The sequence below is a fragment of the Micromonospora sp. WMMD975 genome, from assembly GCF_029581215.1.
Lineage (GTDB): Bacteria > Actinomycetota > Actinomycetes > Mycobacteriales > Micromonosporaceae > Micromonospora.
The window spans coordinates 2,064,487-2,076,471 of sequence record NZ_CP120739.1 but is presented as its reverse complement, the minus strand read 5'-3'; the positions used below and the strand labels follow the sequence as shown (position 1 = coordinate 2,076,471).

The following is an 11,985-nucleotide window of genomic DNA, read 5'->3' as shown; positions in this document are numbered from 1 at the left end:
CGCTCCTCCTCGGGGAGGAGGCCGGGTTCGGCTCCGGCGACGACGAGAGGCGCGCCGGGTCGGCCTAGCGTCTCCAGGCATGACCGACCGGCTACCGGCCCGCCGGATGCTCGACACGTTGCTCACCGCCGCGGTGGCGTACGCGGTGGGTCGGGCGGCGCGACCCCGGCCCGTCCGCGCCCGCACGGGCGCCGACGGGGACGTCCCGGCGCGGACACCGCCCGTCGCGGATGGCCCCGGGGCGCCGACGTCGACCGCCGGGGGCGCCGCCACCGGCGCGGCGGGGCTGGCCGTCCGGGGCGCCGCCACCGGCGCGGCGGGGCCGGACGCTGGGGACGCCGCCGCCGGCGCGGCGGTGGTCGCCGACGAGCGTCGACGGATCGCCGGCGAGTTGCACGACCTGGTGGCCCACCAGGTCGCCGCGATCGGGGTGCTGGCCACCGGGGCCCGCCGGGCGTTGCCCCGGGATCCGGCGGCGGCGGACCGCGCGCTGGCCGCGGTCGAGGAGACCGGCCGGGCGGCCCTTCGGGAGCTGCGCCGGCTGCTGCGGGTGCTGCGCGCCGACGCCGGCCCGGCCGCCGAACTGGCGCCGCTGCCCGGCCTGGCCGGCGTCGTCACCCTGGTGCGGCAGGCCCGCGACGCCGGGCTGCCGGTCACGCTGCGGACCGAGGGCTCGTTCACGCCGGTGGGCGACGGCGTCGCGCTCGCCGCGCACCGGGTCGTGCGGGAGGCGCTGCGCAACGTGCTCCGGCACGCCGGTCCGGCCACCGCGTCGGTCCGGCTCACCGCCGCTGACGGATTCCTGACCGTGGAGGTGACCGACACCGGACGCGGCCCGGCGTCGCCCGACCGGATCGGACCCGGCCTGGTCGGCATGCGGGAGCGGGTCGCCCTCTACGGTGGGATCCTGCGGACCGGACCGGCGCCGGGCGGCGGCTTCCGGGTGTACGCCCGGATCCCGCTGGACCCGGCCGGCACGGTCGGCGGACCGACCGCCGACCGGCACGACGAGGGGAAGACATGACCGACGCCGCCGCGCCCCGACCGGTGCGGGTCCTGCTCGCCGACGACCAGCCGTTGCTGCGTACCGGGTTCCGGATGGTCCTCGGCGTCGAGGGTGACCTGGACATCGTGGGCGAGGCCGGCGACGGGGTGGAGGCGGTGGAGCTGTCCCGGCGGCTGCTGCCGGACGTGGTGCTGATGGACATCCGGATGCCGCGGATGGACGGGGTGGCCGCCACCCGGGCGATCGTGGACGCCCGGCTGCCGGTGCGGGTGCTCGTGCTGACCACGTTCGAGCTGGACGAGTACGTGGTCGGGGCGTTGCGCGCCGGCGCGAGCGGTTTCCTGGCCAAGGACGTGCCGGCCGAGGACCTGGTCACCGCGATCCGCACGGTGGCGGCCGGGGAGGCGGTGGTGGCGCCGCGGATCCTGCGCCGGCTGCTGGACCGCTTCGCCGACGTGCTGCCGGATCCGGCCGCCGCGCCGCCGCGGGTGCTGGATCCGCTCACCGAACGCGAGCGGGAGGTGCTGACCCAGGTGGCGCGCGGCCTGTCCAACGCCGAGATCGCCCGGGAGTTGTCGGTGAGCGAGACCACGGTCAAGACCCACGTCGGGCACGTGCTGACCAAGCTGGGGCTGCGCGACCGGGTGCAGGCCGTGGTCCTGGCGTACGAGACGGGGTTGGTGCGGCCGGGCGGTTGAGGTGGCGGCATCCACGTACCGTGACCAACGGCGGCGGCGCGTAGTTGACCCTCACGCGACGTGGGGTCCTACCGTCGACGCCGCCGCCCGGTCAGGGATCACCCCGAGCCGGCCTGGGGGGCGACCCCCACCAGAAATTCGGCACGGATTCCGCCCGGGGTCGGACGGATCCGCGACCGGCGGCGCCGAGGATGGGAACTGCCGCACCGGCCAGCGGGGGCGGTGCGGATCTCCGAGCACGACGGAAGAGGTAGATGACGTGACCGCGACGGTAGGCCAGCAGGCGCAGGCCGCGGCCCGGGCGAACGACGTGTGGAAAGTGTACGGCAGCGGTGAGGCGCAGGTCATCGCGCTGCGGGGGGTGAATGCCGAGTTCGAACGCGGCCGGTTCACCGCGATCATGGGCCCGTCGGGCTCCGGCAAGTCGACGCTCATGCACTGCCTGGCCGGCCTGGACTCGGTGACCCGTGGCACCGTGATGATCGGTGAGACGACGGTGACCGGGCTCAACGACTCGGGTCTGACGAAGCTGCGCCGGGACAAGGTGGGCTTCATCTTCCAGCAGTTCAACCTGCTGCCGACGCTCACCGCGCAGGAGAACATCCTGCTGCCGCTGTCGATCGCCGGGCGCAAACCCGACCCGGCCTGGTACGACACCGTGATCGACACGGTCGGCCTGCGGGAGCGGCTCGGGCACCGACCGGCGCAGCTCTCCGGTGGCCAGCAGCAGCGGGTGGCGTGCGCCCGGGCGCTCGTCGCCCGGCCCGAGGTGATCTTCGCGGACGAGCCGACCGGCAACCTGGACTCTCGTTCCGGCGCCGAGGTGCTCAACTTCCTGCGCGACTCGGTGCGCGAGCACGGCCAGACCATCGTCATGGTCACCCACGACCCGACCGCCGCGGCGTACGCCGACCGGGTGGTCTTCCTCGCCGACGGGGAGATCGTCTCGGAGCTGGTCGAGCCGACCGCCGAGACGGTGCTGGACACCATGAAGAAGCTCGACGCGCCGGTCGAGGTGGGCAACTGATGTTCCGGGCGACGCTCAAGAGCCTGCTGGCGCGCAAGCTGCGCCTGGTGTTGTCCGGCCTGGCGGTGGTGCTCGGCGTCATGTTCGTCTCCGGCGCGTTCGTGCTCACCGACACGCTGGGCCGGTCCTTCGACGCGGTCTTCTCCGACGCCTACGCCGCCATCGACGTGAACGTGGCGGCGAAGCCGAAGGTCGAGGTCTCCGAGGCCGAGGGCGAGCCGGTGGCCGCCCCGGTGCCGGCGTCGGTGGTCGACCGGGTCGCGGCGGTGCCGGGCGCCACGGACGTACGCGGGGCGGTCGCCGCCGACGGCGCGCGGCTGATCGGCAGCAACGGCAAGGTGGTCACCTCGTTCGGGCCGCCGCAGCTCGGGGAGAACTGGCTCGGCGAGGACGACCTGATGAAGCTGCGCGAGGGCCGCGGCCCGCGGGCCGACGACGAGATCGCGGTCAACGCCGCGCTGGCCAAGGCGGCGAACGTGAAGGTCGGCGACCGGGTCGGTGTGCTGACGTTGTCGCCGAAGAAGGAGTTCACCCTGGTCGGCGTGTTCGGCTACAGCGGCGGCCGGGACTCGATCGGCGGGGTGAACGAAATCGCCTTCACCACGCCCGTCGCCCAGCGGTTGATGCTCGGCAAGCCGGACGTGTTCACGCACGTCAGCGCGCGTGCCGCCGACGGCACCACGCCGGAGGCGCTGCGCGACGAGGTGTCCCGCACGCTCGGCGCCGACTACGACGTGAAGACCGGCGAGCAGCTCGCCGACGACGCTTCGGCCAGCCTGAAGGAGGGGCTGTCGTTCTTCAACAAGATCCTCCTCGGTTTCGCCGCGGTGGCGCTGTTGGTCGGCACGTTCCTGATCCTCAACACCTTCTCGATCATCGTGGCCCAGCGCACCCGTGAGCTGGCGCTGATGCGGGCCATCGGGGCCAGCGGCCGGCAGGTCATCGGCTCGGTGGTGCTGGAGGCGGTGGCGGTCGGCCTGGTCGCCTCGGTGCTCGGGCTCGCCGCCGGCATCGGGGTGGGCGCGCTGCTGGCGTACCTGTTCGGCACGCTCGCCGGTGGTCTCACCCTGGCCGGGCTGGGCGTGCCGCCCGCGGCGGTGATCGGCGCGTTCACGGTGGGTCTGCTGATCACGGTGGTCGCGGCGCTGCTGCCGGCGCTGCGGGCCGCGCGGATCCCGCCGATCGCCGCGATGCAGGACGTGGCCACACCGGACCGGCCACTGACCAAGGTGACCGTCGGCGGCGCCGTGGTCACCACGATCGGGGCGGTCCTGCTCTTCCTCGGGCTCAGCGGCAACGCCGGCGGCAACACCCTGGCCACCATCCTCGGCGGCGTGCTGTTCGCGTTCATCGGGGTGGCGCTGCTGACCCCGGTGATCAGCCGGCCGGTGGTGGCCCTGCTCGGCGCCCTGTTCGCCTGGTCGGTGCCGGGGAAGCTGGGCCGGCTCAACTCGGGCCGCAACCCGCGCCGGACCGCGATCACCGCCGCCGCGCTGATGGTGGGCATCGCGTTGGTGACCGGCGTGACGGTGATCCTGGACTCGGCCAAGGGCAGCATCAGCGCCCTCGCCGAGGACCGGATCAAGGCCGAGCTGGTGATCGCGGGCAGCATGTCCGGGCCCCGCCCGGCGAGCTTCGACCCGGCGGTGCTGGCCCAGGCCGCGGCGATCCCCGGGGTGCGGCTCGTCGACGGCGAGTACGGCGACATGGCCACCGTCGGCGGCAAGCGGACCTGGGTGGCGGCGTCGAGCGACGTGTCCGCGCTGGAGCGGATCTTCGGGGCGAAGGCCACCGCCGGTGACATCAGCCGGCTGGCCCCGGACCAGATGCTGCTCAGTTCGGACACCGCGAAGTCCCGCAACCTGTCGGTCGGCTCGACCGTGCCGGTGCAGTTGTCCCGCGGTGACGCGCGCACCTACACGGTCAGCGGCATCTACGAGAGTTCCCAGCTGACCAACCCGGTGGTGCTCCCGCCGCAGGCGGTCACCGACTTCGCGATCCCACAGCCCAGCCAGGGCTTCGTGCAACTCGCGCCGGGCACGCCGGTCAGCGCGGTGCAACCGCAGATCGAACGGCTGCTGGCGGACAGTCCGGAGGTGTCGGTGGCGGACCGGGCCGCGTTCATCAAGCAGCAGACCAGCCAGTTGGACACCCCGCTGCGGATGATCCAGATCCTGCTGGCGCTGGCCATCGTGATCGCCGTGCTGGGCATCATCAACACCCTGGCCCTGTCGGTGCTGGAGCGGACCCGCGAGCTGGGTCTGCTGCGGGCGATCGGCCTGCGCCGGGCGCAGACCATGCGCATGATCACCGTCGAGGCGGTGGTGATCTCGGTCTTCGGCGCGCTGCTCGGCGTCGTGGTCGGCACCGGTCTCGGCGCGGCCGTGGTGCGGGCGCTCAAGGACGAGGGCATCACCGACCTGGTCCTGCCCTGGGGTCAGATGGTGACGTTCCTGGTCCTGGCCGCGATCATCGGCGTGGTGGCGGCGGTGCTGCCGGCCATCCGCGCCGCCCGCATCAACGTGCTGGGCGCCATCGCCCACGACTGAGGTGAAAGGCGGGGGCCCTTCTTATCGCCTGGGCGATAAGAAGGGCCCCCGCCTAACGGTTCAGCAGGGCGGCGAGCAACTCCAGGTCGACGGCGGTCAGGCTCTCCGACTGGTGCACGCCGTCGGTCGGCGGCAGCGGCACCTCGGCCGGCACGGCCAGCACCGCCGCCCCGGCGGCAAGCGCGCTCGCCACGCCGGTCGGTGAGTCCTCGATCGCCACGCACCGCTCGATCGGCACGCCGAGCAGCTTCGCGGCGGTCAGGTACGGCTCCGGGTGCGGCTTGGCCTCGCCCACCTCGTCGCCGCAGACCACCGCGTCGAAGCTGTCGCGCCCCAGCGTGTCCAGGGCGACCTCGACGAGCGACCGGCCGCTGGAGGTGACGAGCGCGGTGGGGATGCCGGCGGCCCGCACCGCCCGCAGCAACGCCAACGCGCCCGGCCGCCACCGCAGTCCGGTGCGGAACAGGTCGAGGATCCGCGTGCTGATCCAGTCGGCGCTGGCCTGCGGATCCCGTTCCGGCTGGCCGAGGTCGTCGTGCACGATCCGCATGGCGTCGGCCATCGAGGTCCCGATGATCGCCTGCCGGGCCGCCTCGGACAGCGTGCCGCCGTAGACGGCGGCCATCTCCTGCAACGCGACGTCCCACAGCTTCTCGCTGTCGACCAGGGTGCCGTCCATGTCGAAAAGCACGGCGGCGGGGTGTGGGCTGCTCAGCGGGGGCCTCCTTCGGTACGCCTACCGGGGCGATCCTGCCAGCCGCCCGCCGCCCGCACGGCATCGTCCCCTCCCGGGGTGACCTGTGGCATCAACCGAGGCCGCAGGCGTCGAGCGAGTTCTCGTAGCCGGCGAAGAACTTCTCGCTGCGCTGCTCGGCGGTGCCGTGCGCGCCCTCGGCGAACCAGGGCTGGTCCGGGTCGTCGCCGACCGCGAGCAGCCCCTCCCGGAACTCGTCGAGGTCGCCGTCCTCCAGCTTCAGCGTCCCGTCGCGCACGCTGTCGCCCAGGTACGCCCCGGCCATGCAGTCGGCCTGCAACTCCTGCTGGATGGTGAAGTTGTAGCGGATGCCGAGCCGGGTCTGCACGCCGTGGGCGTACTCGTGACCCAGCAGGTAGAACAGGAACGCGTCCCCGACCTGCCGGAACGCCGAGACCGACCAGTTCACGTCGTAGGCGATGAAGTCGCCGGCCGAGCAGTAGACGGCGTTGTTGCGCGGCAGCCCCTGCCCGCCGCAGGTCACCTCGCCCGCACGGGTGTAGGGCACCACCCGCCGGATCGGCTGGAACCGCTGCCCGGAGGCGCGGAACCGGGCGGTCCAGTACTGCTCGGCGACGGCGACGGCGTCGGCGAAGTCCTGCTTGAACTCGGCGACGCTCGTGGTCCCGTCCGCCCGGGTGGTCACCGCGTCCGGTGACGCCGGCTCCCCGCTCGGCCGCGGGGCGGGCTGCTGCGGCTCCCCCTGGTCGAGTCCACCACCCATGCAGCCGGCGGCCACCACCACGGCCACCAGCAGCCCGGCCAACGGTCCGAGCCGCCGGCGTTCCACCCTGTCCCCCACGACTACCTCCCGGCTGTCCGACCCGTGTGAGCGCTTGTACCCCTACGCTCACCGGCTTGCACGTACCGGCGTCGGGAAACGTTCAGGTGTCGCGGGCGCGACGATGCCGTCAGCCGGTGAAGCCGTGCCCGCCGCTGTTCCAGCCGTCGTGCTGGGCGCGGGCCTGCTCGGCGGCCCGCCGGTGTCGCTCGGCCCGGGCCGCCCGGACCGCCGTGGGATCCTCGTCGATGGTCCGCCGCCGGTCCCGCCAGGAGACGTAGCCGACCACGCCCGCCACGAGCAGAACCACGATCACCGTCGCCAGCGCCGCCGTCATATCCGCCACGATAGGGGGCGCGGGCGAGCGGATGTACGCCTAGTCCAGGCCGCGCATGATGTGCGGCTCGCCGTCGTCGTCGCCGAAGCAGCGGTGCAACACCTGGGCGCGGGCCCACAGGTCGAGGCTGCTGGGCGGCCCGACCTGCGGCGGGCGGGGAAGCGCGGTCAGCACGGGGGCCGGGTCCGGCGGAACCTTCGACGTCACCTCGTCGGTCATCTCCGCCCCTTTCGTCGTGCTCATGCTCGCCCCTCGGCGTCTCGGCCGCGTCAACCGGACGGCGCGGGTGGGGACGCGGCGCTCGGCGTGCCGTACTCCGGACGGTAGCCCGCCGGGCCGGACCGCACACCCCTTATTCCGGACCCCGGCGCAGGTAGGGGTGGGATCGTCAGCGGATGTTCACGGAAGTTGAACTGGACCATCGCTTCCACGTCTGTCTATATAAGAGGGCACCGGTAAGAGCCAATCCCGCTTGGATGGAGTCCCATGTCCCGCACCCTGCGCGCCACGGCCATCAGCCTCGCCGCGATCACGGCCGCCACCCTCGGCCTCACCCAGCCCGCCCGCGCCGCCGGTTACTCCGCCCCGCTCACCACCGCGGTCGCCGGCCTGAGCGTCGCCACCGAGGTCCGCACCGGCTACAGCCGCGACCTGTTCCCGCACTGGATCGACGCGGACGGCGACGGCTGCAACACCCGCAACGAGGTGCTCTACGCCGAGGCCACCACGAAGCCCACCATCAGCGGCACCTGCACGCTCTCCGGCGGTCGCTGGTACTCCTACTACGACAACGCCACCTGGACCGCCACCGGCGACGTGGACATCGACCACATGGTCCCGCTCGCCGAGGCATGGGACTCCGGCGCGCGCACCTGGACCACCAGCCGACGGCAGGCGTACGCCAACGACCTGGGCGACGCGCGGGCGCTGGCCGCGGTCACCGACAACGTCAACCAGTCCAAGGGCGACCAGGACCCGGCGACGTGGCTGCCGCCGTACGCCTCGGCCCGCTGCCGCTACGTCGGCGAGTGGGTGGCGGTGAAGATCCGCTGGCGGCTGACCGTGGACAGCGCGGAGAAGAGCGCGCTGACCAGTTGGGCGAACAACTGCCCGGCCGCCACCATCTCGGTCACCTACGCGTACTGAAGCCCTCCCGGTGCCCGGGCCGGACCGGCCCGGGCACCGGCTGGAATGATGAACGGCGATGGGAGAGCACGAGGAGCTGACCACCGCACGGCTGCGCCTGCGCCGCCCCACCCACGCCGACGTCGACCTGCTCCACGCCCTGCACACCGACCCCCGGGCCTGCGCGCACAACCCCTCCGACCTGCTGCGCGACCGCGCCGAGGCGCAGGAGCGCTTCCGGCGCTGGGACGGGCACTGGCGGGTGCACGGCTTCGGCTACTGGGTGGTGTGCCGCGACGACCGGCGGCTCGGCTTCTGCGGCCTGAAGATCATGCGGCTGCACGAACGCGACGTGCTGAACCTGTTCTACCGCCTAGACCCGGCCGGGTGGGGTGACGGCGTGGCCGGCGAGGCGGCCACCGCCGTCGTGGGCTGGGCCGGCACGCACCGGCCCGACCTGCCGGTGGCCGCCCGGATCCGCCCGGCCAACATCGCCTCCCGGCGGGTCGCGGAACGGGCCGGCCTGCGCCACGCCGCGCACCTGGACGTGCCGGGCGAGGACGGCCTCGACTGGATCTTCATCGCGGATGGTCCGCGTCGCTGACCGACGGCTCACGGCCGACCGGCACGCCGCAGCAGGAGCAATCGGAGCCGCACGAGTGGGCGTCCTCGGCCGCTCCACCGGAGGCCGGCGGAACCGCGCAGCAGGTTTCGCCACGCCAGGCGTCCCGGCCCTCCCGCACCGCGACCACGGCGATCACCAGTGCCGCGACCGGGTCGGCCCACGACCAGCCGAACAGGCCGTTGACGGCCAGCCCCACGAGCAGAACCACCGACAGGTACGTGCACAGCAACGTCTGATTCGAGTCGGCGACCGCCGATCGGGAACCCAACTCCCGACCGGCCCGCCGCTGCGCGGCCGACAGCACCGGCATCACCGCCACCGACACGCCGGCCAGCACCAGCCCGACCGTGGAGTGCGCGGCCTCGGCGCCGCCGAGCAACGCCCGGACCGCCTCGACGGTGACGTACCCGGCGAGCGCGAAGAACGAGATCGCGATGACCCGCAGCGCGATCCGCTCCCGCGCCTCGGGGTCCCGGCCGGCGAACTGCCACGCCACGGCGCTGGCCGAGGCCACCTCGATGACCGAGTCCAGACCGAAGCCGATCAGGGCGGTGGACGACGCCACGGTGCCGGCGCCGATCGCCACCACCGCCTCGACGACGTTGTAGGTGATCGTCGCGGCGACCAGCAGCCGTACCCGGCGGGCGAGCACGGCGCGGCGGGCCGGCGCGGGACCGGCGGCCGTCAGCGGGACGAGTGGCAGGTGCGTCATCAGCAACAACCTGAGGCGGCGTCGGCGCACACGGCCGGGTCGACGGCGAGCACGACGCCGAGCAGGTCGCCCAGCGCGTGGGCGAGCCGGGCGTCGGCCAACTCGTAACGGGCGCGCCGGCCCTCGGGCACGGCCACGACCAGGCCGCAACCGCGCAGGCAGGCCAGGTGGTTGGACACGTTCTGCCGGCTGGTGCCGAGCAGGTCCGCCAACTGCGCCGGATAGCCGGGTCCGTCGCGCAGGGCCAGCAGCAGCCGGGCGCGCATCGGCTCGGAGAGGGCGTGACCGAAGCGGGCCAGCACCTGCGCGTGCGGGAGCGTCTGCATGCGACGACAGTACATCACTGACTGTATTGTTGTGGACGGGCTTGCCTCCGGTAGCCCACCGACAAGATCGTGACGATACGGTCGGACGCATGACCGTCGCCCGTTCCATCCTGCTGTTCCTGGTCGCCGCACTGGCCGAGATCGGCGGCGCCTGGCTGGTCTGGCAGGGCTGGCGGGAGAACCGCGGGCTGCTCTGGATCGCGGGCGGGATCATCGCGCTGGGCCTCTACGGCTTCGTGGCGACGTTCCAGCCCGACCCGAACTTCGGGCGCATCCTCGCCGCCTACGGCGGCGTCTTCGTCGCCGGTTCGCTCGCCTGGGGCATGCTCGTCGACAGGTTCCGGCCCGACCGCTACGACCTCGCCGGCGCGGCCGTCTGCCTGGTCGGCGTCGCGATCATCATGTACGCGCCGCGCGCGAGCTGACCTGCCCGACGCGGTCATCCCGGCTCAGCATGAGGCGGGCGGGATGCTCTGCTCGTACTGGAAGACGTTGTGCGGGTCGTACCACGCATTGACCCGGCGCAGGCGCTCGACGTTCGGCCCCCAGTACGCGGTCTCCCACTCCTGCATGCCGATGTTCGGCACGTTGACGTAGGCGCCGTCCACGTACGGGCGCAGCGCCTGGCTGAACTCGGCGATCCACGCCTGGGCGGCCGGGGTGAGGGCGTCGCCGCTGTCCGGCACGCCCCGGGTCCCCCAGCCGGCGCCCGGCTCGGAGTAGAAGATCGCGTCGCGGTGCGGGAACGCCGAGCCGCCGGCCGGCTGCTTCGCCTGCGCGCCGACGCCGAACGCCTGGGTGAAGAAGTTGCTGTCGTCGGTGGGCGCGACCGCCATGAACGAGCGGATGATCTCGATCGCCTCGGGCGGGAACGGCCGGCGGGTGAACTGGGAGAAGAACTTCCAGTTCGCGGGCTCGTCCTCGATCGGCACCTGGAACCCGGCGTAGAGCTCGCCCCACCCGCCGATCTGCACCGTGACCTGCGGGCTGCCGACCGACAGGACCGGCGCCAGCAGCCGCCGCACCTCCGCCTCGGTGCCCTCGACCAGCACGCCGAACAGCAGGATCTGCGACTTGTGGATCTCCAGTTGGGAGCCGAGGCGGACGTCGGTGAACGGCGCGGTGCGCTGCCACCTGTCGAAGACGCCCGGCAGGTCGTCCAGGCCGGACCAGGTCGCCTGAAGGTAGGCGACGCCGCGCAGCGGGGCCACCCGGTAGGTGAGCGAGGTGACGATGCCGAAGTTGCCGTTACCCGCCCCGCGCAACGCCCAGAGCAGGTCCGCGTGGTTCCGCAGGTCCACCTCGACCGCCCTGGCGCCGTTCGCCCCGGACGCGACGACGATCTCCGCCCCGATCAGGCTGTCGCAGGCCATGCCGAGCCACCGGGTGAGGAAGCCGAAACCCCCGCCCAGGGTCGCGCCGGACAGACCCACGCTCCCCTCCGTACCTGTCGTCACCGCGAGACCCTGCTGGGCGAGCGTGGTGACCGCCTCCAACTGGTTGAGCCCGGCGCCCACGCGCGCGGTGAGCGCGGGCCGGTTGATCTCGGCGGACTTCAGCTCGCTGACGTCGATCACGATGCCGTTGTCCACGTTGGACCAGCCCTCCAGGCTGTGCCGGCCGCTGCGTACCCGCAGCGCGACGTTGTTCTGCCGGGACCAGGCGAGGGCGTTCACCACGTCCTGGGTGTTCTGCGCGAACACGATGACAAGCGGGTTGTGCACGAACAACTCGTCCCACCCGACGCTCGCGGTCGGGTAGTCGGGATCACCGAAGCGCACGATCCGCCCGGTCAGTTCCACCGGCGGGCACTCGGCCCAGATGGGTGCTCCGGAGCCGTCGGTGCCGGTCGTCGCCAGGGCGGGTCCGGTGAACACGGCCGGGGCGACGACCGCACCGGCGCCCACGGCGGCGGTCGCCTGGAGCAGCTTTCGACGCGAGATGTCGTGCATGGTCATGGACTCTCGATCGGGTCACACCGTCCGCTGGCGTGCAACATTCACGCTAGAACCAGACACCTACTCACATAACCGGAAGGCGATGCG

Annotated in this window: 14 protein-coding genes; 7 read left to right on the top strand and 7 right to left on the bottom strand. The window is 73.0% G+C overall.

The features are described from left to right. Positions 1 to 79 precede the first annotated feature (79 nt). The 4 genes from O7613_RS08800 (at position 80) to O7613_RS08785 (ending at position 5,280) form a co-directional block, all read left to right on the top strand. On the top strand, positions 80 to 1,024 hold the full coding sequence (locus O7613_RS08800; protein WP_282293177.1) for a histidine kinase: 945 nt from the start codon (positions 80 to 82) through the stop codon (positions 1,022 to 1,024). Continuing rightward, the gene (locus tag O7613_RS08795; protein WP_281589795.1) at positions 1,021 to 1,704 is read left to right on the top strand and encodes a response regulator transcription factor; all 684 of its coding nucleotides are present in this window, start codon (positions 1,021 to 1,023) and stop codon (positions 1,702 to 1,704) included. Before O7613_RS08800 ends, O7613_RS08795 begins: the two co-directional genes overlap by 4 nt. 259 nt (positions 1,705 to 1,963) lie before the next feature. After that, positions 1,964 to 2,731, top strand: a complete 768-nt coding sequence (locus O7613_RS08790; protein WP_281589796.1) for an ABC transporter ATP-binding protein — start codon at positions 1,964 to 1,966, stop codon at positions 2,729 to 2,731. Next, positions 2,731 to 5,280: an ABC transporter permease gene (locus O7613_RS08785; RefSeq protein WP_282293175.1), complete on the top strand. Its 2,550-nt coding sequence runs from the start codon at positions 2,731 to 2,733 to the stop codon at positions 5,278 to 5,280. The genes O7613_RS08790 and O7613_RS08785 overlap by 1 nt, the downstream gene beginning before the upstream one ends. A gap of 52 nt (positions 5,281 to 5,332) precedes the next feature. Here O7613_RS08785 and O7613_RS08780 read toward each other — a convergent pair whose 3' ends face one another. From O7613_RS08780 to O7613_RS08765, 4 genes are all read right to left on the bottom strand, one after another. Then, on the bottom strand, positions 5,333 to 5,971 hold the full coding sequence (locus tag O7613_RS08780; protein ID WP_281589799.1) for an HAD family phosphatase: 639 nt from the start codon (positions 5,969 to 5,971) through the stop codon (positions 5,333 to 5,335). A gap of 115 nt (positions 5,972 to 6,086) precedes the next feature. Continuing rightward, the gene (locus O7613_RS08775; protein WP_282293172.1) at positions 6,087 to 6,836 is read right to left on the bottom strand and encodes a neutral zinc metallopeptidase; all 750 of its coding nucleotides are present in this window, start codon (positions 6,834 to 6,836) and stop codon (positions 6,087 to 6,089) included. Positions 6,837 to 6,945: 109 nt separating this feature from the next. Next, entirely contained in the window at positions 6,946 to 7,152 is a 207-nt protein-coding gene (locus O7613_RS08770) for a hypothetical protein (RefSeq protein WP_281589803.1), read from the bottom strand. A 39-nt stretch (positions 7,153 to 7,191) separates the two neighbouring features. Continuing rightward, the gene (locus O7613_RS08765) at positions 7,192 to 7,395 is read right to left on the bottom strand and encodes a hypothetical protein (protein WP_281589804.1); all 204 of its coding nucleotides are present in this window, start codon (positions 7,393 to 7,395) and stop codon (positions 7,192 to 7,194) included. Positions 7,396 to 7,638: 243 nt separating this feature from the next. Between O7613_RS08765 and O7613_RS08760 the strand changes: the two genes are divergently transcribed. Continuing rightward, complete coding sequence (locus O7613_RS08760; RefSeq protein ID WP_282293170.1) at positions 7,639 to 8,298, top strand: HNH endonuclease family protein; 660 nt, start codon at positions 7,639 to 7,641, stop codon at positions 8,296 to 8,298. A gap of 58 nt (positions 8,299 to 8,356) precedes the next feature. Next, positions 8,357 to 8,881, top strand: a complete 525-nt coding sequence (locus tag O7613_RS08755; RefSeq protein WP_282293169.1) for a GNAT family N-acetyltransferase — start codon at positions 8,357 to 8,359, stop codon at positions 8,879 to 8,881. Here the strand turns inward: O7613_RS08755 and O7613_RS08750 are convergent. Further along, positions 8,856 to 9,614 (bottom strand): cation transporter, encoded by a 759-nt coding sequence (locus O7613_RS08750; protein WP_282293168.1) that lies wholly within the window; start codon positions 9,612 to 9,614, stop codon positions 8,856 to 8,858. The two genes, O7613_RS08755 and O7613_RS08750, sit on opposite strands and share 26 nt — an antisense overlap. Next, positions 9,614 to 9,940 (bottom strand): metalloregulator ArsR/SmtB family transcription factor, encoded by a 327-nt coding sequence (locus O7613_RS08745; protein WP_281589811.1) that lies wholly within the window; start codon positions 9,938 to 9,940, stop codon positions 9,614 to 9,616. Before O7613_RS08745 ends, O7613_RS08750 begins: the two co-directional genes overlap by 1 nt. Before the next feature lie 89 nt (positions 9,941 to 10,029). Here O7613_RS08745 and O7613_RS08740 point away from each other — a divergent pair, with 89 nt between their 5' ends. Then, positions 10,030 to 10,365 carry a YnfA family protein gene (locus O7613_RS08740; RefSeq protein WP_281589813.1) on the top strand — a complete coding sequence of 112 codons (336 nt, stop codon included), beginning with the start codon at positions 10,030 to 10,032 and terminating at the stop codon, positions 10,363 to 10,365. 24 nt (positions 10,366 to 10,389) lie between these two features. Here the strand turns inward: O7613_RS08740 and O7613_RS08735 are convergent, their stop codons facing one another. Then, positions 10,390 to 11,898 (bottom strand): FAD-binding oxidoreductase, encoded by a 1,509-nt coding sequence (locus O7613_RS08735; protein ID WP_282293166.1) that lies wholly within the window; start codon positions 11,896 to 11,898, stop codon positions 10,390 to 10,392. Between the last annotated feature and the right edge of the window lie 87 nt (positions 11,899 to 11,985).

Coding starts and splice junctions, on each gene's coding strand:
- O7613_RS08800 (WP_282293177.1), top strand. CDS start 80: ATGACCGACCGGCTACCGGCCCGCCGGATGCTCGACACGTTGCTCACC.
- O7613_RS08795 (WP_281589795.1), top strand. CDS start 1,021: ATGACCGACGCCGCCGCGCCCCGACCGGTGCGGGTCCTGCTCGCCGAC.
- O7613_RS08785 (WP_282293175.1), top strand. CDS start 2,731: ATGTTCCGGGCGACGCTCAAGAGCCTGCTGGCGCGCAAGCTGCGCCTG.
- O7613_RS08770 (WP_281589803.1), bottom strand. CDS start 7,152: ATGACGGCGGCGCTGGCGACGGTGATCGTGGTTCTGCTCGTGGCGGGC.
- O7613_RS08765 (WP_281589804.1), bottom strand. CDS start 7,395: ATGAGCACGACGAAAGGGGCGGAGATGACCGACGAGGTGACGTCGAAG.
- O7613_RS08760 (WP_282293170.1), top strand. CDS start 7,639: ATGTCCCGCACCCTGCGCGCCACGGCCATCAGCCTCGCCGCGATCACG.
- O7613_RS08755 (WP_282293169.1), top strand. CDS start 8,357: ATGGGAGAGCACGAGGAGCTGACCACCGCACGGCTGCGCCTGCGCCGC.
- O7613_RS08750 (WP_282293168.1), bottom strand. CDS start 9,614: ATGACGCACCTGCCACTCGTCCCGCTGACGGCCGCCGGTCCCGCGCCG.
- O7613_RS08745 (WP_281589811.1), bottom strand. CDS start 9,940: ATGCAGACGCTCCCGCACGCGCAGGTGCTGGCCCGCTTCGGTCACGCC.
- O7613_RS08740 (WP_281589813.1), top strand. CDS start 10,030: ATGACCGTCGCCCGTTCCATCCTGCTGTTCCTGGTCGCCGCACTGGCC.
- O7613_RS08735 (WP_282293166.1), bottom strand. CDS start 11,898: ATGACCATGCACGACATCTCGCGTCGAAAGCTGCTCCAGGCGACCGCC.